The organism is Halorientalis marina (assembly GCF_023028345.1).
GTDB lineage: Archaea > Halobacteriota > Halobacteria > Halobacteriales > Haloarculaceae > Halorientalis > Halorientalis marina.
The window spans coordinates 180,025-200,378 of sequence record NZ_CP095487.1 but is presented as its reverse complement, the minus strand read 5'-3'; the positions used below and the strand labels follow the sequence as shown (position 1 = coordinate 200,378).

Here is a 20,354-nt window from a genome sequence, read left to right as displayed (position 1 = left end):
CACGGCCGCCCGTCAGAGCGCCACGGACGCCACGAGACCGAGAGCGAAAAGCAGTACCGGGAGGTCGCGGGCGGCGAACGCGAGCGGCGGGAGCGTCGGGTTCCACGCGAAACAGCGGGCCCGGAGCGCGAGCGCGAGGGTGTCCGAGCGGGCGAAAGCCCGGCGGAGGCCCGCGGTGGCGACGAGACGCATCCGCTCGGCGAGCGGCCGCTCGGTGCCGAGGCGGGCCTGCATGGCCTCGCGGGCGCGCAGGAGGTCGTCCCGGAGGACCGGCAGGAAGCGGAAGACGAGCGCGACGCCGGTCGCCAGGAACTGGCCGGGTTTGCCGGGGACGAGCCACTGGATCGCCGCCCGCGACTCCCGGACCGGCGTCGTGCGGACGTAGGCAGCACTGACGAACAGCAGCAGGAGGACGCGGTAGCTCGCCAGCGCCGGGAACCGCGCTTCGGCCACCGAGAACCACGGCGGCCCCAGGGTCAGCCCCTCCAAAAGCGGCGCGGCGACGAGGAAGGGCAGGGCGACGCGGAGGTCGACCGCGGCCGCGAGCGGCGAGGTCCGCGCGGCGCCCAGGGCCGCGAGCGTGACCCCGGTGAGCACGGCCAGCCCCCGCGGGGTCGTGTGGGCGAACGCGGCCGCGGCGAACCCGAACTGGAAACAGAGTTTCGACCGGGGGTCGAGCCGGTGGGCGGGCGACGCACCCGGGTCGTACCTCAGCATGGCCGGACGCCGTACTCGGGGAGGTCCGCGCGGACCGCGTCGGGCGGGCCGTCCCGCACCACCGCGCCGTCCGCCATCACGACGACGCGGTCGGCGAGGTCGGCCAGGTCCCGGAGGTCGTGGGTGACGACGACGACACCGGTGCCGTTGCCCTTGAGCGCGGCCAGGCGGTCGACGACGGACTCGCGGGCGGGATAGTCGAGGCTGGCGAGCGGCTCGTCGAGTACGAGGTGGTCGGGGGCCATCGCCAGCGCGCCCGCGATGGCGACGCGGGCCTGCTCGCCCCCGGAGAGCCGGTCGATGCGCTCGTCACCGCGGCCCGCCAGCCCGACGGTTTCGAGCGCGTCGGTCACGCGCTCGTCGATGGCTTCGCGGGGCAGGCCCAGGTTCTCGGGGCCGAAGGCCACGTCGGCGCGGACGGTGGCGGCCACGAACCCGTCGCGCGGGTCCTGGAACACCATCCCGACGGCGGTCCGGGCGGCGACGAGGTCGTCGGCGACCGGGCGGTCGTCGACCAGGACCTCGCCCGAATCCGGTTCGAGCAGGCCGTTGAAGTGGCGGACGAGGGTCGTCTTGCCCGCGCCGTTGGGACCGACCAGGAGGACGAACTCGCCGTCCGCGATGGTCAGGTCCACGCCGTCGAGGACGGGGTCGTCGCCGTAGCGGTGGCCGAGCGCGCGCGTCTCGATCATCACTCCGCCATCAGGTCGTCGTTGCGGACGATGCCGACCGCGGCGGCGATCTTGAACGCCTCGGCGGGGATGAACGCCGCGGCGCCGACGAAGAAGGCCTCGACGACGCCCATCCCGAGGACGACGACGAACCCGGCGATGCCGAACACGTAGATGACGGCCGTGCCGACGACCATCGCGACGACCAGCCTGACGAGGCCGGCCTCCCGGGGGTCACCCAGTCGGAGACCGCCGTGGACGAGGAGGCCGACGGCCGCCGCCGCGATGGGGTACGACCAGAGGTAGCCGGCGGTCGACCCGACGAGCGCGCCAAAGCCCGCGGAGCCACCCTGGAAGATCGGCGCGCCGACCGCGCCCGCCGCGAGGTAGAGCACGAGCGAGGCCCCGCCCCACAGCGGGCCCAGGAAGATGCCCGCGAGGAAGACGCCGAGCACCTGTAACGTCACCGGCGCCGGCGAGAAGGGGTTGGGGAAGCTCACGTACGCGAACGCCCCGACCAGCGCCGCGAACAGCGCCGCCCTGCCCACGTTCACGACGACGTCCTCCCCGACGAGTTCGACGTTCTCCGTCTCCGTGCTCACGGTGACCACCCGCCAGTCCGTGTCATATCCCCGGTATCGCCCAGCCGACCGTTCAACGCTTCGGTTCCCCGTCGCTCGTAGCGACGGAGTCGACCGGCGACCTCGCCCCGCCACACCGGAGCACAACGCAGTTAGTCGGGGCGCCCGACGGCCCCGGCATGGAGGAGTTCGTCGCGGAGTACCTCGACTACTACGAGGAGACACAGGGCGTCCTGCCCGAGCGGCTGGCCGAGTTCGGCGAGGCGTACCGCGAGCAGGGCCACCTGACGCGGGACCAGCTGTACGACATCGCCTACGAGTCCTCGACGCGGAGCGCCTACCACGTCGAGACGAATCCGCCCGAGCGCTGTCGGGAGGTGACCGAGAACGTCCTCGCGGTGACGGGCGATTTCTCGAAACTCCAGTTACTGACCGGCCTCAGCGGGTTCAAGGCGCCGACGGCCTCCTGCATCCTGGCGGCACTGGACCCGGAGCGCCACGCCGTCGTCGACACGCGGGTCTGGGCGAGCCTCGACCGGCTCGGCTACCTCGACGGCCGGAAGGAGTCGTTCGACGCCGCGGACTACGTGACGATGATCGAACCCATCCGGGAGATCGCTACCGAAACGAGCTACACCCCCGCCGAGGTCGGCTACGCGCTGTTCGCACACGACGACGACGTGCGGGAAGGGCGGCTCCACTGACGCGACCGAGGCGTGGCGGCGAAGCGAGTGGTGGGGCGGTGATGCGAGCGATGGCCCCGCTCAGTTCGTCCGAAAGGCGTCGCCGGTGTCGGACGGCGGCGAGGCCGCGACCCAGTTGTCCTCGTCGAGGACGATGACCGAGACCGTCGCCGCGACCTCGCGGGCGCCGTCCTCGCTGTCGAAAAAGGAGAGCTGTCCGAGCGAGTCCCCGATGGAGCGGCTCACCTCGGTCGTTTCCCGGTCGTCGTCGCCGACCAGCCCCTCCACGACGCGGGTCACGCGCTCGTCGAGTTCCGACACCGCCGGCTCGGAGAGCTGGGCGCCCGCCGGCAGGAGGTCGTAGGTGATCGCGTACCCCTCCTCGTAGCGCTCGATGGCGAAGAACGGCCGCTCCGCTGCCTCCGCGGCCGCGTACTGCTGTTCGACGGTCGCGCGATCCCCGTAGAGCGGGACCTCCGATGGCTCGTAGCCTGGCACGCCTCATCGTAAGAGTCTGTGCGGTATCAACCTTGTTCCGTGCCGCGCGGGCCCGTGCGTCGGTCCCGGCGCGAGAGACCGGTGCGAGAGACCGGCGCGAGAGACCGGTGCGTTCGATAGAATGAAGTTATCTCGACCCGAAACGAAGGGTGGCGCAGTCGGCCGTTCCGCTCCGTGACTGTGCTACCCATCGGTGGCGCCCCGGACCGGCTCGAACATGGCTATCACCGACCCGCCAGGCGGCGTCACCGTGGACTCACCGACTACTCCACCACTCGTCCCGACAAAAAAGTTGTGGCGTGATACCACGACACGGGAACGCGGGGCCGTTCTAATTCAGCCTGGTCCCTAGTCACGCCCGATGCGTGGATACACGTCACGGCTCGGCACGGCGGTCGGTCCGGGAGCGAACGTAAACACGCCACTGGCGGTCTCGCGGCTCGCACTGGCGGTGCTGGCGGTCCTGTTCGGCCTCGTCGCGCTGGCCGGGATCACGATCCCGCTGTCCGTCCAGGCAGGGGTCTACCTCGTGGGCATGGTTGCGATGAACCTCCCACACGGCGGGTTCGAGCACTTCGACAACCTCCGCCGGCGGGCGAGTTCGTTCCAGGCGACGTACATCGCCCTGTATCTCGGCGGGATCGCGGCGTTCACCGCCCTCTTTTTCTTCGCGCCGGTCGCGGGGCTGGCGCTGGCGCTCTGTGTCGCGATGGCGAAAGGCGGGCAGGGCGACCTGCACGTCCTGGACGCGACGACGGGGACGACCCACCTCGACGGGCGAGGACAGCGCGCGCTCGCGGCTGCCGTCCGCGGCGGCGCGGTCATGCTCGTCCCCATCGTCTTCCAGCCCGGGGTTTTCACCGCGTTCAGCACCTACATGGTGAACATCTTCGAGCCCGGTGCGCTGGGTGCCGTCGCGGGCTACTTCGAACTGACGCGGTGGGTCGTCGCCGGCGGCTACGGCCTGCTCGTCGTTGCTCACCTCGGCCTCGGCGCCCTGCGTGGCGCGGGCACCGACTCGTTCCGCGCGGACGCGGCGGAGACGCTCCTGCTGATCGGGTACTTCGCGGTCGTGCCGGTCGTGATCGCCGTCGGACTGTACTTCCCGTTCTGGTACTCGGCGCGACAGGTGGCCCGCACGACTGCGGTGGACGAACCGCCCGAGACCGTCGACCCGGACAGCGCCGGCGAGGGGCTGCTGGGCTTTCTCGACAGCGGCGACCCACAGGTCGTGGCGCTCGGCTCGTGGGGCGTGCTCGTCGTCGGCGCGCTGGCGACGTTCGGGCTGGCGGCCGGGCTCTGGACGGTCTCGCCACAGCCGCTCGGCGGCGCACCCCTGCTGTTGGGGCTGGTCGCCTTCTGGAGCGTCTTCATCAGCATCGTCGCCTTGCCCCACGTCGTCGTGGGGTCCTGGTTCGACACCGGCCGCGGTATCTGGTACGTTCCCTGAGCGGCGGTCACCCCCTCCGACACACCTCCCCACACACGACAGCCATGATCGACGGCACACCACTCACGGACGACCGCATCGGTATCGTCGGCGGCGGCTTCGGCGGCCTCGCGACCGCCTGCTACCTCGCGGACGCCGGCGCCGACGTGACAGTGATCGAACGCAACGACCGGCTCGGCGGCGTCGCCAACCAGCTCGAACGCGACGGCTTCGTCTTCGACACCGGCCCCACCTGGTATCTCATGCCCGACACCTTCGAGCGCTTTTTCGGACACTTCGGCCGGTCCCCCGGGGAGTTCTACGACCTCGAACGGCTCGACCCCCACTACCGGGTGTTCTGGAAGGAGGGGGCGACGCCGCCGACCCCGGGCGCCGGCGACTACGTGGAGACCCGCCCGGACCACGAACACAACCGTGCCGTCTTCGAGGCGCTCGAACCCGGCGGCGGCGAGACGTTCGAGGCCTACCTCGACGAGGCCGAACGCACCTTCCGGCTCGGCATGGACCGGTTCGTCTACCAGGACCGCTCGCGGCTCCGGGACCTGCTCGATTTCGACGTGATCCGGAGCGTCGAGGCACTGGGCTACGCGAAGTCGATGCAGTCCCACGTGGAGCGCTACTTCGAGGAGCCGACGGCGCAGCAACTGATGCAGTACACCCTCGTCTTCCTCGGTGGCTCGCCGCACAACACGCCCGCGCTCTACAACCTGATGGCCCACGTCGACTTCGACCTGGGCGTCTACTACCCGGAGGGCGGGATGTACAGCGTCATCGAGGCGATGGTCGAACTCGGCCGGGACCTCGGCGTGGACTACGAGACGGGGCGTGCGGTGACCAGCATCCGCGAGCCGGCGGCCGGCGGGGGGCTGGTGCTGGAGACCGAGGACGGCCCCGAGCCGGTCGATACCGTCGTCGCCAACGCCAACCCGGCCCACGTCGAGCGGGACCTGCTGGCCGCCGACCACCGCGACCACGACCCGGGCTACTGGGACGAGCAGACATACGCGCCCGCCGCCTTCCTGCTGTACCTCGGCGTCGAGGGGGACGTGGACCCGCTGGCACACCACACGCTGGTCTTCCCCGAGGACTGGGACCCACACTTCGCGGATATCTTCGAGCATCCCGCCTGGCCCGAGGATCCGGCCTACTACTGCTGTGTGCCCTCACAGACTGACGACACCGTGGCACCCGAGGGGCAGCACGCGGTCGTGGTCCTCGTTCCGGTCGCGCCGGGGCTGGACGACGACCCCGAGCGCCGCCGACAGTTCCGCGACAAGGTGCTCGCGGACCTCGCACGCGACACGGGCGTCGACTTCCGGGACCGGGTCGTCGTCGAGGAGACCGCCTGCGTGTCCGAGTTCGCCGAGCGCTACAACAACCCCCAGGGGACGGCGCTGGGGCTGGCACACACGCTGACCCAGACGGGGCCGCTCCGGCCGGGCCGGCGCTCGCGGGCACTCTCCGACCTCTACTACGTCGGCGGGTTCACGGCGCCGGGCATCGGCGTCCCGATGGCGCTGATCAGCGGCGAGCAGACCGCCGACGCCGTGGCCGCCGGCCGGCGCGAACGCGACGGCGTGCGGTCGCTGTTGCCGGTGTGAGCGCGCGGAATCGACACGCCCTTACTCCCGAGCGGGTGACGGAGGCATATGTACCTCGGACGCTTCGTCGTCGTCGCACCGGACCGCGCGGCCTACCGCGTCTCCTCGCGTTCGTTCCCGAACCGACGGATCGTCGACCGTGACGGGACCCTCACCGTCGTCCCCACCGCCGAGGCCGAGGAGACGGACAACCCCTACGTCTCCTACAACTGCCTGCGCGAGACCGACCGGGGCGTCGTCGTCGGGAACGGCTCCCACGTCGACCCCATCGCCGAGAAACTCCAGCTCGGCTACCCCGCCCGCGACGCGCTCGCGGAGCCGCTGCTGGCGCTCGACTACGAGAAAGACGACTACGACACGCCCCGGATCGCCGGGATCGTCGGCGGAGAGCGCGCGAGCACCGACGGCACGGGCGAACCCGAGAGCTACATCGCCACCGTCCGCCGGGACGCCCTGCTGGTCGAACCCGTCTCCGAGCCGACGCTCGTGGCTACCTACGAGACGGACAGTCCCGAACCACACGCCCTGGACGGTTCGGACGCGGCCGGCGTCGCGAGCGAGGTCTACGGACTAGAGTACGAACACGCCGTCTGTGCGGCGGGTGTGACCGTCGATGGCGGCGTCGAGACGGCCATCGAGAACGGCGACTGATCGCGACGCGTCGTGACAGGGGAGACCGGCCCGGCGGACGGCGAGACGAGGGTACTCGCGCCCGTCCAGGGCCGGTAAAGGAGAGGAACAGTGTCGTCCGTCGCGTCGAACCCACCACAGCGGCCCGGAACGAGGGGGACCGGGCCGTCAGCGGGTGTCGAGCGCGCACACGGTCGTCTACGGGATTCGGTTGTCAGAGTCCGGTCGTCGTCACAGTCAGTCTCGACCGTGTGCTACCTCGGGCTTCTCGCCCCGGACCCTAATACTTTACTACCAAAGCGAGGGTGTCGATAAATTATTCGCCCGGGTCGGGACGGCGGGCGTCAGGGGTCCGCAGCGGCGTCGGGGCAGTCTCGGAGTGGGGCGACGGTGGCGGTCGCGAGCGGGAGATTTACCGGGGCGGGGCGCCTGCTGTCGGGTATGGACGTGGGCGTCATCTCCGACATTCACGGGAATAGAGTGGCCTTCGAGGCCGTTCTCGCGGACATGCCAGCGGTCGACGCGTACCTCTGTGCCGGGGACGTGGTCGGCTACGGACCCTGGCCGGGCGAGTGCGTCGAGACGGTGCGGGACCTGGACGCCCCGACGGTGCTGGGCAACCACGACCGCGCGGTCGCAAAAGCCACCGGCTTCGCGTTCAACAGCATGGCAAGCGCCGGCGTCGAGTACGCCCGCGAGCACTGCACCGACGACCAGATCGACTGGCTCGATTCCCTGCCCATCGCCCGCCGGGAGTTCGACGACCGGGTGAAGATCGTCCACGGCCACCCCGACGACCCCGACCGGTACACCTACCCCGCGATGTTCGACCGGAGCCTCCTCGGCGACGAGGACGTGCTGATCATGGGCCACACCCACGTCCAGGCCAGCAAGGTCTACGACGAAGGGATCGTCATGAACCCCGGGAGCGTCGGCCAACCCCGCGACGGCGACCCCCGTGCAGCCTACGCCGTGCTCCACCTCGATTCCATGACCGTCGACGACTACCGCGTCGAGTACGATATCGAGGCCGTCGAGGAGGCTGTCGCCGAGGCGGACCTCCCGGAACAGATCGGCTCCCGGCTCCACCAGGGGCGATAACCGGTCGCGCGGCGTCGTCCGCGTCAGGGCTCGATGTTCTCGCGAAAGCCAGGCGCGAGACCGGTCTGGCGGATCCCCGTCGCGTCCTCGATGGCGAACTCGTAGACCGCGACGCCGCCCGACGTGGTCGCGCTCTGGAGAACACTGGGCCGCCACGCGTTCGACGGCAGGACTGACAGGTCGTCCCACTCGTCCTCGGGAACGACCGACAGCTCGCCAGTCAGCACGACGCTCTTCCAGGTGAACGTCGTCTCGACCTCGTAGACGAGAAAACGCGCCCGGGCGGCGCGGTCGGTCAGGTCCTGCTTTCGACTCGTCTCGCCGAGCAGGTACGTGAAGTAGAGGTGCTCGTCCTCGTCGAACACGTACGACAGCGGTAGCATGTACGGCAGGTCCTCGGTCGGGAGCCCCAGGATGCCCGTCGACTGATCGGTCAGGAACGCCTCGATCGCGGCGGCGTCCATCCGTTCCATCCCGTACTGCTCCAGTTCGTCGATGGTCATACGTACTCCTACGACGGGGAAAGGCAATAGTCTAGCCTCGACGCGAGGAGCGGGACGTCTCAGTCCTCGAAGACGTCCTGAATCAGTCCGAGGGCGTCCTCGCCGTTCTCCCAGTCGACGAAGACGGCGACGGAGGTGGCGGAGGTGATGACGTCCTGGACGTTGATGTGTTCGGCCGCCAGCGGCGCGACGATGTCGTTGACGATGCCGGGTTCGGCCTGCAGGTCGCCGCCGGTGATGCGGACGACGGCGAAGGGGTCGTCGACGGTGATCGAGGAGAGGGTCTCGCTGCCGATGATCTTCTCGTGGAGGAGCGCCTCGGCCTCCTCGGCGACGTCGGTGGCGACGTAGAAGGTGATGGAGTCCATGCCCGAGGAGACCGCATCGATGTTGATGTCCTCCTCGGCCAGCGCCGTCGAGAGTTCGGAGAGGATGCCGGGTCGGTTCCGGATGGCGCGGCCGGCGACGGTGACACAGGAGAGGCGGTCCTCCTGGAGGTCGATGAGGTTCTCGAACTCGCCCTCGATGGAGGTGCCGCCGGTCATCAGGTCGCCGTGCTGGTAGTGGACGACCCGGACCGAGAGGTCGCCCTCCTTGTAGGTGAGCGCGGAGGGGGCGACGACCTCGGCGCCGCGGAAGGAGAGATTGCGGAGTTCGTCGACGGTGATCTCGCCGACGTTGCGGGCACCCTCGACGACGCGGGGGTCGCCGGTCATGACGCCTTCCACGTCGGTGACGATGACGACTTCGTCGGCGTCCATGTAGCTGCCGAGCATGACGGCCGTCGTGTCGCTGCCGCCGCGGCCGAGCGTGGTGATGTTGCCGGCGTGGTCCTGGGCGAGGAAGCCGGTGATGACGGGCACCACGTGGTCGTTGTGCATCTGCTCGGCGAGGGCCTTCGCGCGGCGGGTCGATTCCTCGACGTCGACCTCGCCGTGTTCGTTGGTGATGACCGGCCAGTCGTCGCTGCCGGGTTCGAGGAAGACGGCGTTGACGCCGCGGGCCGACAGCGCCCCCTTGAGCATCCGGACGGACGTGCGCTCGCCCATGGAGACGATCTCGGCGCGGTCGGCTTCGTCGGCCTCGTACTGGATCTCGTCGAGCAGGAAGTCGGTGGTCGAGCCCATCGCGCTGGCGACGACGGCGACCTCGTGGCCGTTCTCGACGGCGGCCGTGATGGAGTCGGCGGCCCGCTCGACCCGGTCGCCGTTCCCGAGGCTCGTCCCGCCGAACTTCGCGACTACGCGCATCGCACCACCCCGTGTGTGCGGTTCTGACTCATGTCCCGACGGTTGATTAGCACCCGGGATAACCCTGTCCATTTTTCGTGCCGTCCGCTATTGGCAACGGTCGTTCGCCGCCACCCCCGACCGCCCGCTGCCGGTCCGCCGTCCCCCAGGAGGAAACTGTTTTACCCGTGTGGGCTTTTACCATGCCCGTATGCAGATTCGCGACGCCGTCGAGGCGGACGCCGACCGGATGGCGGAACTCGCCGACGGGCCGCCGGACGTGATGCGCAACCTCGTTCACGACCGGACGGTCCGCATCGCCGAACGCGCCACTGACGACAGCGACGCCGACGACGACAGCGAGAGCGGAGAGATACTGGGCTTTGTCAGTTTCGACGCGCGCGAACGGACCGTTCACGTCACCCAACTGGAGGGGGACCCCGAGGTCTGTGACCGCCTGCTCGAAGAGCCCGTCCGCTTCGCGAGAGGGGAAGGGATGGCCGTCGAACTGCTCGTTCCCGAACCCGAGGACGCGATCCGGACCGCGGCCGCCGACGCCGGCTTCGACCAGGTCGGCTCCGGCCCCCGCTTCGACGGCACCCCGACTATCAAGTACCGCCTCGAAGGGTAACGGCACGTCCCGCTGGGGCCCGCTATCCCGGATAGCCGAACAGTTCCAGGGCCTTCGTCAGGAGGTACCGTGCGTCGTCGTGTCCGTGGTAGACGATGGTCTCCGTCCGTTCGTCGTACTCGACCAGCCTGCACTCCGCGAGCCGTGGCACGTGCTTGTGGACGAGTCCCAGTCGGATACTCGACGGCTCCGCCACCTGCCGACGCCGCGCGAGGTAGGCGGTGAGACCGGCGACCGTCTCGGTGTCGTCGTCCGCCACGCACTCGAAGTAGTAGACGATCTCCCGGCAGGTCCTGTCGCTCAGCACCTCGAAAAACGGGTCCATATCGGGCACGGCGGCCGGGTGGGGTCCTTCGCCGGACACGGTTTCTTTTTTTGCTCTGAACCATCAAAAATCGTTCGTAGCAGCCACACGGCGGCCGTCGCGGGCACCGCCGACCGCTTACGCGAACTTCCGGATGGTCAGGTCGAGCGTCGAGAGGTCGACGATGGGTGCCATCGCGGTGTCGGGGTCGATGTTGACGCTCTCCTGGAACGCGGTCTGGGCCTGCCAGCACCCGGAGTTGATGGTGAGGACGTTGTGGTACTTCCCGTAGCCGAACTTGTGGACGTGGCCGGCGTGGAACACGTCCGGCGGCTCGTCGATCACGAGGAAGTCCTCCGCCTCGGGGGCCAGTCGCGTGTGCCCGCCGAACTGCGGGGCGACGTGGCGCTTCTTGAGCAGCTGGTACATCGCCTCGTGGGGTTCGTCGTAGCTGGCCTTCTCGTCGGGCAGTTCCGCGATGACCTCGTCCAGGGAGACGCCGTGGTACATCAAGATCGAGACGCCCTCCACGTCGACGGTGGCGGGGTTCGAGGCGATGCGGGCGTCGTGGGCGGACATGATCGCACGAAGCTCCTCGTCGAACGCCGGCTGTGGCTCCGCGAGGCGGACGGCGTCGTGGTTGCCCGGGATCATGACGATCTCCACGTCGCCGGGCACCTCCTTGAGGTGTTCCGAGAACTGCTCGTACTGGTCGTAGATGTCCACGATGTCCAGTTCCTCGTCCTGGTCGGGGTAGACGCCGACGCCCTCGACCATGTCGCCGGCGAGCAGGAGGTACTCGACGGACTCGCCCTCGGCGGTGTGGAGCCAGTCGGTGAAGCGGCCCCAGGCGTCGGCCATGAACTCCTGGCTGCCGACGTGCACGTCGCTGACGAGGGCGGCGCTGACCTCCCGGTCGGCCGTCGAGGGCTGATGTGTGCGGGGGATGTCGGGGAAGTAGAGGGCGTCGACGAAGAGGATGCCGCCGTCGTCGGCCAGCGTCCCCTCGACGGCGATGACCTCGTCGAAGAGGAGTTCGTCCACCAGGTCGGCGATGTCCCGGTCTTTCATCACCAGACAGGGGAACACGCCGTTCGTGTCCTCCAGTTCGATCAGCCAGTGACCGCTGGCCGTCGAGCGGATGTCGGAGACCACCCCGACGATTGCCGCTTCCGACCCGCCGCTCATAGCGTCGAGCGTGTCCGTCGGCCGGTGGTTGACCCGCCCGCGGAGTTTCGACGAGAGCCGCTCGTAGCGGTCCCGGAAGACCGAGACGAAGTCGGACAACTCCCCCGTCCCCGTCGAGTACTCCAGTTCGGCGACGATATCGAGGGCCTGCCGTGTGGGGTCCCGCGAGGCTGCCCCGGCGCCGGCCCGGTCGGTCCCGGACTCGCTGCTCGAATCGACCGCCGCCTCCGCCGCGGAAGACCCCCCCGTTTCGACTGGAGTCGTCCCGCCACTATCCGTCGACGAGCGGGGCTCGGTTCCACTCGAAACAGAGGGGTCCTGGGAGGCAGGAGATGTCGTCGAAGGCGGGCCGTCGGCAGCGCCGTCGACGGCGGTGGGCTCAGCAGTCCCCTCTTCGGGTTCGGTGGGCTCTCCGACCGCGGATCGGACGTGGTCGGTGGTGATCACCAGGGCGTCGTCGGGGATCGTTTCGAGTGTGCGTTCGATGGCCGTGGCGGAGTCGGTCGCGTTCGCGAGCAGGGTCACCGCCTCGCGTTCGGCGTTGTAGCCACGGCTCGTGAGTTCGCCCACGATGCGAGCCGGCGTCTCCAGTGGCACAGTCGGTCATCGCCGTCCGACAGCAAAAGGGTGTCCCACCGACGCCGGCGGGCCCGTTTCGCCGGGGCGGACGTGTCGGGCACCGGACGTTCCTGTACGGGACGGGCACCGGACGTTCCAGTGGAATTAGCTCACGCACAGCGGAAGGTTCAAATCGCGGCCTCCACAACGAGCGGGTGATGAAACGGCGTCGCGGTGGGCCCCAGGGGAGCGACCGGCGGAGGCGTCGGCCGGACGAGCGGGGGAACTCGTTTCTGGACGACTTCCTCAGTAGCATCCTCGCAGTACTGGGGATCGGCATCCTCCTTTTCGCCGTCAGCGGTGTCTGGCCGCCACTCGTCGCGATTCAGAGTGGCAGCATGGAACCCAACATCATGACCGGTGACCTGGTGTTCGTGATGGAGGAACACCGGTTCGCGAGCCAGCACCAGATCCAGAGCACCGGCGTCGCGACCGCCCGCGGGACCGTCGGGACCGGCTACGAGAAGTTCAACCTCCCGGGCGATGTCATCGTGTACGAACCCGACGGTGACGAGAACGCCGTCCCGGTGATACACCGGGCAGCGTTCTGGGTCAACCAGAGCGAGGACTGGTCCGACAAGGCACAGGGACGATTTCTCTCCGAGGCCACGAGCTGTGCACAGATGTCGAACTGTCCGGCACCACACGACGGCTTCATCACACTCGGTGACGCCAACGGCCGGTACGACCAGGTCGGCGGGCGACCCACCTCCGCGCCCGTCAAACCCTCGTGGGTGATCGGCACCGCGGAGTTCAATCTCCCGAGCATCGGCTTCCTCCGGCTCAGGGCCGGGGCGACGGCGCCGGCGACCGGGACCGCGTCGGCACAGGTCGCGGCGAACTGACCGGACTTAGTTGTCGAAGCGGGCCTGCACGAACGGCTGGACGTCCTCGATGTCGCCGAGCCGCGAGTCGCTGAGCAGGACCGCCTCGGTCTCCTCGACGGGGACCGAGAGGCTGATCTCCTTCGTGCGGCCGTACCGTCCCTTCGAGACGACGACGGCGTTGACGATGCCGAGCATGTCGAGTTCGGAGATGAGGTCGGTCACCCGGCGCTGAGTGAGGACGTCGGCGTCGATCTCGCCACAGAGGCGCTTGTAGATGTTGAACACTTCGCCCGTGTTGATGTTGTGGACGCCGTTCTTTTCGAGGAGGATGATGGCGAAGAGGACGACCTTCGACTGGGTGGGGAGGGTCCGGACCACCTCGACGACGCGGTCGAGTTCGATCTTCTCCTGGGCGCGCCGGACGTGGTCCTCCTCGACGCGCTCGGTCTGTCCGCGCTCGGCGAGTTCGCCCGCCGTCCGGAGGAGGTCGAGCGCGCGCCGGGCGTCGCCGTGTTCCTGCGCGGCGAAGGCGGCACAGAGCGGGATCACGTCGTCCGAGAGGGCGTCGTTCTCGAAGGCCTCGCCGGCGCGGTGGGTGAGGATATCCCGCAGCTGGTTCGCGTCGTAGGGCGGGAAGACGATCTCCTCCTCGCCGAGGCTCGACTTGACGCGGGGGTCGAGGAAGTCGGTGAACTTCAGGTCGTTGCTGATGCCCATGATGGACACGCGGGAGTTCTCCAGTTCGGAGTTCATCCGCGAGAGGTTGTAGAGGGTGTCGTCGCCGCTTTTCTCGACGAGCTTGTCGATCTCGTCGAGCATGATGACGACCACCCGCTCGTGGTAGTCCACGGCGTCGAAGAAGCTGTTGTACACGCGGTCGGTCGGCCACCCCGTCATTGGGACTTCCTCGAACTCCTCGCGGTCGGCTTCGAGATCGGCGATCTCGTCGTCGAGGGCCTCCACGTCGTCGTACTCGGTGTCGTCGAGTTCGCGTGCGTCGTCGCGGGCGCGCTCGCGGAGGTCCCGGAGGTCCGCGATGCGCTCGTCGATGACGTCGCGGTTCTTGTCGATGAACTTGTTCGCGAGCTGGGCGAGTACGCGGTACTGTGTGTCGGTCACCTCGCAGTTGATGTACTCGACCTCGCAGGGGACCTCGTACTTCTGGGAGGTGGTCTCCAGTTCCTCGCTGACGAACTTCGCGCTCGCGGTCTTGCCCGTCCCCGTCTTCCCGTAGATGAGGATGTTCGAGGGCGTGTCCCCGCGGAGCGCGGTGACGAGGATCGTCGCCATGTTGTTGATCTGCTCCTCGCGGTGGGGGAGCTTGTGCGGCGTGTAGGAGGGGCGGAGGACCTCCTTGTTCTCGAAGATGGGCTGGCCGCTCAGGAGGTCGTCGAACAGTCCACGCGAGGCTTCGTCCGGGTCGTCCGCGCCCTCGATGTCGTCGAGCACCACCTCGTCGAGGGGTGGCCCGTCCGCGCCGTCCGACGTGAGGTCTCGCTGCCCGCTTCCGAGGAGGTCCTCTCCGGCGTCGCCGTCGGTCTCGCCCGTGTCCGATGTCTCGGATTCATCCATATCGTCTGTCACGTTCGTACCCCTCTGTTTCGGGTGGAAAGCAGCCCGCGCGCCCCGGTACACGTACGGAACGGGTTGAAACACCCGACTTCGTCCGAATCGGGCCGGTAGGGGCTGTCCAGTTGAACCACAAGAACCCGTGGTTGACTCGATAATAAATATTTCGGTTGTTGAACGCTCGGGAGCGGTCGGAGTACTCGAGGTGAGATCGTATTCAACCAGTAGAGGGCTTCAATCCGTCGTTTTCGATCAAGCGTCGGGAGAACGGATCGGGGTCACCCGTATCGTGTGAGTCCGAGACAGGGGTGTTTCGGCTGGAGTCGGCGGCGGAGGGGTGTTTCGGCTGGGTCGTGGGCCGACCCACGACGGTTCGAGGCCCCCGAAGCGAGGGGGAGGGTGAAAAAAGAGGAGTTCCGGACAAGACGGACGGCGACGAGGCGGTAGCGGACGGCATCTGGGACGTGGCCCCAGGTGGGGATGGCAGAGAACGGGAAGGGAGGAACGGTGCGGCGAGAGGGCGGATGAGAAATAGAGGGGAACGGAACGCGAGGAGGGACGGAACTACTGGACCAGGACCGGCGGAAACAGCGTATCGGACCGACCCGATCCACACACGAGCCGACGAGGAAGACGGTCGGCACGAGTGGTCGGCAACCACCCAACCCCCCCACCCCTTTGTTTCGGGTGGAGCGGGTTGAAGGAGGGGGTGGGGGTGCGAGAGCCGGCAAGACTTCTAGCTCGGGAAAGCTATAAGTGGGATACCATTCAACAGTATCCGCACTAGAAACTAAAACGAATAAGAGAGGTTTCTTTTCTAGTAGTCTAGCTTTCTAGCGGTTTCGGCCGAAACACCTCACGATCCCTAGTAGAAACCCTCTCTAGGCGAATCTCGCTACAGTCTCCTCGCTCGCTTCGTTTCCCCCCATCCCCTCCTGTGTGGCGTTCCACTCGAAACAAAGGGGTGGGGGGCTATCACCCCTCCTCGTCGGTATCCACTCCGGTTCCAGTCCGGCCCTCGTTCCGGTTCCAGTCCGGCCCTCGTTCCGGCTCCGGTCCGACCCTCACAGTCCGGTTCCAGTCTAACTCCCGTCGTCCCCCACCCTGGTTCCGATTCCCGTGACGGTCCAGTCGTCGCCGCCCCGTTCTCCAACTTATCTCCCTCTCTTGCTCAACGGTGCCGCTCGATCCACCCTGCCCCACCTCCTGGCTTCCGCTCGCGGCATCCGTTCTCGCCGCATCGCTTCTGGTCCAGCCCGTCCCGCCGCTGTCCCCTTGTTTCGGTCGTCCCCACGGCGAAAACATCGGAATATTTATGTATGTCTGACGTACACTTAAGTAAATTCGGTCGGCACGTAGGCGCAGAGGCCCTCTTTACCGAGGGCAGGAGGCCCAGGATGGGACTGATCACGGAGATTCGAGACAGTATTTCACGGGCGGCATCGTCGCTGTTCTCGGCGGAGGACCCGAAGCGGATCGGGATTTACGGTCCGCCCAACGCCGGGAAGACGACGCTGGCGAATCGTATCGCGCGCGACTGGACGGGTGACGCAGTCGGTCCGGAGAGTCACATTCCACACGAGACGCGGCGCGCGCGCAGAAAGGAGAACGTCGAAATCGAGCGGGACGGCAAATCCGTCACCATCGACGTCGTCGACACGCCCGGCGTGACGACGAAGGTCGACTACACGGAGTTCCTCGAACACGACATGGAGAAAGAAGACGCCGTCCGTCGGTCCCGCGAGGCCACCGAGGGCGTCGCCGAAGCGATGCACTGGCTCCGCGAGGACGTCGACGGCGTCCTCTACGTGCTCGACTCGACGGAGGACCCGTTCACGCAGGTCAACACGATGCTCGTCGGTATTATCGAGAGTCAGGACCTGCCCGTCCTCATTCTCGCGAACAAGACGGACCTGCCGGAGTCGAACATCCGGCGCATCGAGAACGCCTTCCCGCAACACGAGACGATTCCGCTGTCGGCACTCGAAGGCGACAACATGGACGAGGTCTACGACAAGATCGCGGACTACTTCGGGTGATCACCGATGCCTGAAATCAAGCAGCCAGACGACGACGGCGTGCAGATCGACCTGATAAGCGGTGAACGCCTCGAAGGAATGGCCTCGATGGAGAAAATCAGGATGATCCTCGACGGCGTCCACGACGGAAACATCGTCATCCTCGAGGAGGGACTGTCCCCGGAGGAGGAGTCCCGGCTCATCGAGGTGACGATGACCGAGATCAGTCCCGACGAGTTCACCGGGTTGGAGATCGAGACCTACCCGAAATCCGGGGGCTCCGACGGCCTCCTGAACCGGCTGATGGGGAAAGAACAGACCAAGAAACTGACGGTGATCGGGCCGGCCAACCAGATCGAGACGCTGCACAAAGACGAGACGCTGATCTCCGCCCTCGTGTCACGGAAATAATGCCCCACCAGTGTACGAACTGCGGTCGGGCGTTCGACGACGGGTCCAAGGAGATGCTGTCGGGCTGTCCCGACTGCGGTGGCAACAAGTTCCAGTTCCACCCCTCGGAGACGGACGTGCCCGACGAGCCCGACGCGGCCGCGGAGCCGCCGGACCCGCCGACGCCCGAGGGCTCCGTCGCCCGGACCGTCGGGTCGGCCGCCGCGACGGTCAAGGACCTGGTCGGCCGCGGCTCGGACGCGCCCGACCCGGAGCCTGCCCCCGAGGGGGAACCGACCCCTACCGACGCGACGGAGCCGAGCCCCAGTCGGGCCGGGACCGGCGAGTCAGCCGCTGCCGAGACCACCGTCGCCGAGGACGCCGCACAGGCCGACGCACGCAGTCAGGTGGTCAGCCCCGACGAAATCCCCACCGGCGGCGACTGGCCCGAGGACACGGCCCCCACCGCCGACGGTGCCGACGGAACGGCCGGTGGACCCTCCCCGACCGGCGACGCTCCGACCGAGACCGGTGACGTGCCGTCCGAGACCGCCGACCAGCCAGCCGAGGAGCGGCCGGACCTCACGGAACTGCGCGAGGAACTCAACGACCAGTTCGAGAGCATCAAGGTCCTCAAACCGGGCACCTACGAACTCAACCTCATGGAGCTGTACGACCGCGAGGAGTACATCATCGCACTCCAGGAAGACGGCCGCTACACCATCCAGGTGCCCGAAAACTGGCACGATTGAGCGGACGCGTCCTCACCACTGACACGACTGAGCGGGTGCGTCCCTGCCGGCTCCGCCCCGTCGGTGCGCCGACGGCCGGCACAACGATTATATAATATGCCGGTTATGTCCCGCCTGAAGAGCATGCGACATCGGAAACGACTCTGTGAATGGGCGGACCTCGTCGACGCGGACCTGCCCGAGGAACTGGCCTGTGATGACGAAGGGGCTGGCTCCACTGAGGAGTTCCTCGTAGCCGAGGAGTCGGGACGCTGACGACGCGGCGGCGGTGACAGCGGACGCTCGGGGATTCCGACGCCGAAAAAACGGGACGATGTGAGGCTGGTCAGGCGATTTTCTCGTACTGGTCGGCCAGCTTCTCGGCGGCGTCGTCGAGCAGGTCCTGTTCGTGATCGCTGAGGTCCCACTCGACGACTTCCTCGACGCCGTTTTCCCCGAGGCGGACGGGGACGCCGAAGGCGGTGCCCTCGTAGCCGTACTCGCCGTCGAGCTTGATCGAGGCCGGCAGGACCTCGCCCGTATCGCGGAGGACCGCTTCGACCATGTGGGCGACGCCCGTGGCGGGGCCCCACTCGGTCGCGCCCTTGCGCTCGATGACGTTCATGGCGCTCTGCTGGAGGTCCTCGAGGATTTCCTCCTTCTCGTCGTCGGAGAACTCGGGGTCACGGCCGTCGACGCGGACCTTCGAGAACACGGGGACCTGCGCGTCGCCGTGTTCGCCGAGGATGGTCGCCTCGACGTTGCCGACGGGCACGTCGAAGCGCTCGGAGAGGACGTACCGGAACCGCGCGGAGTCGAGTCGGCCGCCGAAGCCGATGACCTGGTGGCGGTCGCGGTCGCCGACCTCGAACTGGTGGCGGTTCAGCAGGTCGACGGGGTTCGAGGTGGTGATGGAGACGAAGTCATCGGAGTGTTCCTCCAGCGACGAGATGATGTCGTCCATGATCGGTGCGTTGTCGCCCGCGAGGTCGATCCGGGTCTGACCGGGCTGACGCGGGATACCGGCCGTGATGACGACCACGTCCGAGCCGGCCGTGTCCTCGTACTCGCCCTGCCGGATGGTCGTGTTCGAGTCGTAGGCGACACCGTGATTGGTGTCGGCTGCCTGGCCGATCGTCACGTCTTCCTGGTCCGGAATGTCGACGTAGACGAGTTCGTCCGCGATGTCGCGGAGCGCGATGTTGTACCCCGCCGCTGCACCGACGGTGCCCGCCGCACCGACTATGCTAACTTTCGTCATATCGGCTGCAACTGCTCCCGGAAAGGAATTAAACGCTTCCTTTTCGCCACGCCGGGCTCAGACGAGGCCGAGCCACGAACGTCCAGTTCGACCCGACGTGTCCTGCCTGCCGTCCCGCAAGGAGTATCCGGTGCGACCGTCTGGATACGCGTATGAGCGACTTCGACAAGGAAGCCGAGCGCGAGAAGTTACGGGAGAAATACGAGCGCGACGAGGAGAAACGCGAGGCGACCGAGCAGATGAGCGAACTCCTGCTCAAGGGCGCCACCATGACCAACGCCCACTGCGGGACCTGTGGCGACCCCATCTTCCGCTACGACGGCCAGGAGTTCTGCCCCACCTGCGAGGAAGTCGTCACAGAGGGGCAGGCGGCCGGCGGGACCGCCGACGGGGAGGAAAACGCCGCTGCGGACGCGGACACGAAGGCGGCCGACGCGGAGTCGACTGCAGCCGACCCCGAGGCAACCGAGAACGACGCGGGCGCTGTGGCCGACGCGGACGCCGGAGCCTCGGCGGCCGACGAGCGGGCGTCGGCGGGCCGTCCACCTCGGACCGACGCCGCCGCGACGGCCGACCAGGCCGCACCCGAAGCGGGGGGCTCCCGAGCGAACGCGGCCGCGCCGGCGCCCGACTCCGGAACCGACCGTGACGTGCCCTCGGCCGACCCCGGCCGAACCGACACCGAGACGACCGGGCGTGTGTCAACCCCACCCGAAACGGCCGCCGAGGCTGACACGTCCCTCGCGACCGCCCGCGCGTCGCTCGCCCGGACGGTGACGAAACTGGCCCGAGAAGCCGAGGAGAGCCCCGATCTGGAGCGTTCGAGGGCGTACCTCGCCGCCACGGAGGAGGCCGCCGACGCCCTCGCCGCGGTGAAGCGCGCCGACAGGTAACCCCCTCGTTTCACTTCGAACCACCCCATCGACGGACCGACTTCCTCCCCTGCCGCCCGGCCGACGACGAGTCCCACTGACACCGACACCTCGACGACACACACGAACTCCCGCCCCTGACCACCGCTTCTAGTCGTTTGCCGAACCCCCTCGTTTCCACTCGAACTCCCTCGCTCACAGTCGCTACCCCTCCGTTTCCACTCGAACGTCGACCTCTCACTCAGCGTGACAGTGTCTGACGCCCGTCATATCCATCCGTG

General features: G+C 67.9%; 22 protein-coding genes. 12 read left to right on the top strand and 10 right to left on the bottom strand.

The window, feature by feature from the left end; all coding sequences use genetic code 11:
- Positions 1-12: 12 nt before the first annotated feature.
- Genes MUG96_RS01105 through MUG96_RS01095 form a run of 3 tightly spaced genes read right to left on the bottom strand, consistent with a single transcriptional unit; the run spans position 13 to position 1,990 of the window.
- Positions 13-717, bottom strand: coding sequence for an energy-coupling factor transporter transmembrane component T family protein (locus MUG96_RS01105; protein WP_246985734.1), 705 nt, complete (start codon positions 715-717; stop codon positions 13-15).
- Positions 711-1,409: an energy-coupling factor ABC transporter ATP-binding protein gene (locus MUG96_RS01100; protein ID WP_246985732.1), complete on the bottom strand. Its 699-nt coding sequence runs from the start codon at positions 1,407-1,409 to the stop codon at positions 711-713. The genes MUG96_RS01105 and MUG96_RS01100 overlap by 7 nt, the downstream gene beginning before the upstream one ends.
- Entirely contained in the window at positions 1,409-1,990 is a 582-nt protein-coding gene (locus tag MUG96_RS01095) for a biotin transporter BioY (protein ID WP_246985730.1), read from the bottom strand. Before MUG96_RS01095 ends, MUG96_RS01100 begins: the two co-directional genes overlap by 1 nt.
- 158 nt (positions 1,991-2,148) lie before the next feature.
- Between MUG96_RS01095 and MUG96_RS01090 the strand changes: the two genes are divergently transcribed.
- Positions 2,149-2,673 carry a hypothetical protein gene (locus tag MUG96_RS01090; protein ID WP_246985729.1) on the top strand — a complete coding sequence of 175 codons (525 nt, stop codon included), beginning with the start codon at positions 2,149-2,151 and terminating at the stop codon, positions 2,671-2,673.
- Between the two features lie 60 nt (positions 2,674-2,733).
- Here the strand turns inward: MUG96_RS01090 and MUG96_RS01085 are convergent, their stop codons facing one another.
- Entirely contained in the window at positions 2,734-3,150 is a 417-nt protein-coding gene (locus MUG96_RS01085; protein ID WP_246985727.1) for a hypothetical protein, read from the bottom strand.
- Between the two features lie 361 nt (positions 3,151-3,511).
- Between MUG96_RS01085 and MUG96_RS01080 the strand changes: the two genes are divergently transcribed.
- The 4 genes from MUG96_RS01080 (at position 3,512) to MUG96_RS01065 (ending at position 7,932) form a co-directional block, all read left to right on the top strand.
- On the top strand, positions 3,512-4,600 hold the full coding sequence (locus MUG96_RS01080; RefSeq protein ID WP_246985725.1) for a Brp/Blh family beta-carotene 15,15'-dioxygenase: 1,089 nt from the start codon (positions 3,512-3,514) through the stop codon (positions 4,598-4,600).
- Positions 4,601-4,644: 44 nt separating this feature from the next.
- Positions 4,645-6,201, top strand: a complete 1,557-nt coding sequence (gene crtID, locus MUG96_RS01075) for a bifunctional phytoene desaturase/3,4-desaturase (protein ID WP_246985723.1) — start codon at positions 4,645-4,647, stop codon at positions 6,199-6,201.
- Between the two features lie 48 nt (positions 6,202-6,249).
- Complete coding sequence (locus MUG96_RS01070) at positions 6,250-6,852, top strand: IMP cyclohydrolase (RefSeq protein ID WP_246985721.1); 603 nt, start codon at positions 6,250-6,252, stop codon at positions 6,850-6,852.
- 420 nt (positions 6,853-7,272) lie between these two features.
- The gene (locus MUG96_RS01065; protein ID WP_246985719.1) at positions 7,273-7,932 is read left to right on the top strand and encodes a metallophosphoesterase family protein; all 660 of its coding nucleotides are present in this window, start codon (positions 7,273-7,275) and stop codon (positions 7,930-7,932) included.
- Between the two features lie 23 nt (positions 7,933-7,955).
- On the opposite strand, the gene MUG96_RS01060 is transcribed toward MUG96_RS01065, so the two are convergent.
- Complete coding sequence (locus MUG96_RS01060) at positions 7,956-8,435, bottom strand: pyridoxamine 5'-phosphate oxidase family protein (protein WP_246985717.1); 480 nt, start codon at positions 8,433-8,435, stop codon at positions 7,956-7,958.
- Positions 8,436-8,494: 59 nt separating this feature from the next.
- Complete coding sequence (locus tag MUG96_RS01055) at positions 8,495-9,685, bottom strand: aspartate kinase (protein ID WP_246985715.1); 1,191 nt, start codon at positions 9,683-9,685, stop codon at positions 8,495-8,497.
- Positions 9,686-9,875: 190 nt separating this feature from the next.
- On the opposite strand from MUG96_RS01055, the gene MUG96_RS01050 reads away from it, so the two are divergent.
- Positions 9,876-10,295 (top strand): hypothetical protein, encoded by a 420-nt coding sequence (locus tag MUG96_RS01050; protein WP_246985713.1) that lies wholly within the window; start codon positions 9,876-9,878, stop codon positions 10,293-10,295.
- Positions 10,296-10,317: 22 nt separating this feature from the next.
- Here the strand turns inward: MUG96_RS01050 and MUG96_RS01045 are convergent, their stop codons facing one another.
- Both MUG96_RS01045 and MUG96_RS01040 read right to left on the bottom strand, forming a co-directional pair.
- Positions 10,318-10,659 carry a DUF7344 domain-containing protein gene (locus tag MUG96_RS01045; RefSeq protein ID WP_246985711.1) on the bottom strand — a complete coding sequence of 114 codons (342 nt, stop codon included), beginning with the start codon at positions 10,657-10,659 and terminating at the stop codon, positions 10,318-10,320.
- A 78-nt stretch (positions 10,660-10,737) separates the two neighbouring features.
- Positions 10,738-12,384 (bottom strand): DNA-directed DNA polymerase II small subunit, encoded by a 1,647-nt coding sequence (locus MUG96_RS01040; RefSeq protein WP_246985709.1) that lies wholly within the window; start codon positions 12,382-12,384, stop codon positions 10,738-10,740.
- A 179-nt stretch (positions 12,385-12,563) separates the two neighbouring features.
- On the opposite strand from MUG96_RS01040, the gene MUG96_RS01035 reads away from it, so the two are divergent.
- Positions 12,564-13,250, top strand: coding sequence for a S26 family signal peptidase (locus tag MUG96_RS01035; RefSeq protein WP_246985707.1), 687 nt, complete (start codon positions 12,564-12,566; stop codon positions 13,248-13,250).
- A 6-nt stretch (positions 13,251-13,256) separates the two neighbouring features.
- Here the strand turns inward: MUG96_RS01035 and MUG96_RS01030 are convergent, their stop codons facing one another.
- Positions 13,257-14,804: a Cdc6/Cdc18 family protein gene (locus MUG96_RS01030; protein ID WP_373222126.1), complete on the bottom strand. Its 1,548-nt coding sequence runs from the start codon at positions 14,802-14,804 to the stop codon at positions 13,257-13,259.
- A gap of 1,394 nt (positions 14,805-16,198) precedes the next feature.
- Between MUG96_RS01030 and dipA the strand changes: the two genes are divergently transcribed.
- The 4 genes from dipA to MUG96_RS24080 all read left to right on the top strand — a co-directional run bounded on the left by dipA (position 16,199) and on the right by MUG96_RS24080 (position 18,216).
- Complete coding sequence (gene dipA, locus MUG96_RS01025; RefSeq protein ID WP_246985705.1) at positions 16,199-16,840, top strand: divisome-positioning GTPase DipA; 642 nt, start codon at positions 16,199-16,201, stop codon at positions 16,838-16,840.
- 6 nt (positions 16,841-16,846) lie between these two features.
- Entirely contained in the window at positions 16,847-17,230 is a 384-nt protein-coding gene (gene dipB, locus MUG96_RS01020; RefSeq protein WP_246985704.1) for a divisome-positioning protein B, read from the top strand.
- Positions 17,230-17,961, top strand: a complete 732-nt coding sequence (locus MUG96_RS01015) for an OapC/ArvC family zinc-ribbon domain-containing protein (RefSeq protein ID WP_246985703.1) — start codon at positions 17,230-17,232, stop codon at positions 17,959-17,961. Before dipB ends, MUG96_RS01015 begins: the two co-directional genes overlap by 1 nt.
- A gap of 123 nt (positions 17,962-18,084) precedes the next feature.
- The gene (locus tag MUG96_RS24080) at positions 18,085-18,216 is read left to right on the top strand and encodes a hypothetical protein (protein WP_256465415.1); all 132 of its coding nucleotides are present in this window, start codon (positions 18,085-18,087) and stop codon (positions 18,214-18,216) included.
- Between the two features lie 70 nt (positions 18,217-18,286).
- Here MUG96_RS24080 and mdh read toward each other — a convergent pair whose 3' ends face one another.
- Positions 18,287-19,201, bottom strand: coding sequence for a malate dehydrogenase (gene mdh, locus MUG96_RS01010; RefSeq protein ID WP_246985702.1), 915 nt, complete (start codon positions 19,199-19,201; stop codon positions 18,287-18,289).
- 152 nt (positions 19,202-19,353) lie between these two features.
- Between mdh and MUG96_RS01005 the strand changes: the two genes are divergently transcribed.
- Entirely contained in the window at positions 19,354-20,094 is a 741-nt protein-coding gene (locus MUG96_RS01005) for an Sjogren's syndrome/scleroderma autoantigen 1 family protein (RefSeq protein ID WP_246985701.1), read from the top strand.
- Positions 20,095-20,354: the final 260 nt, after the last annotated feature.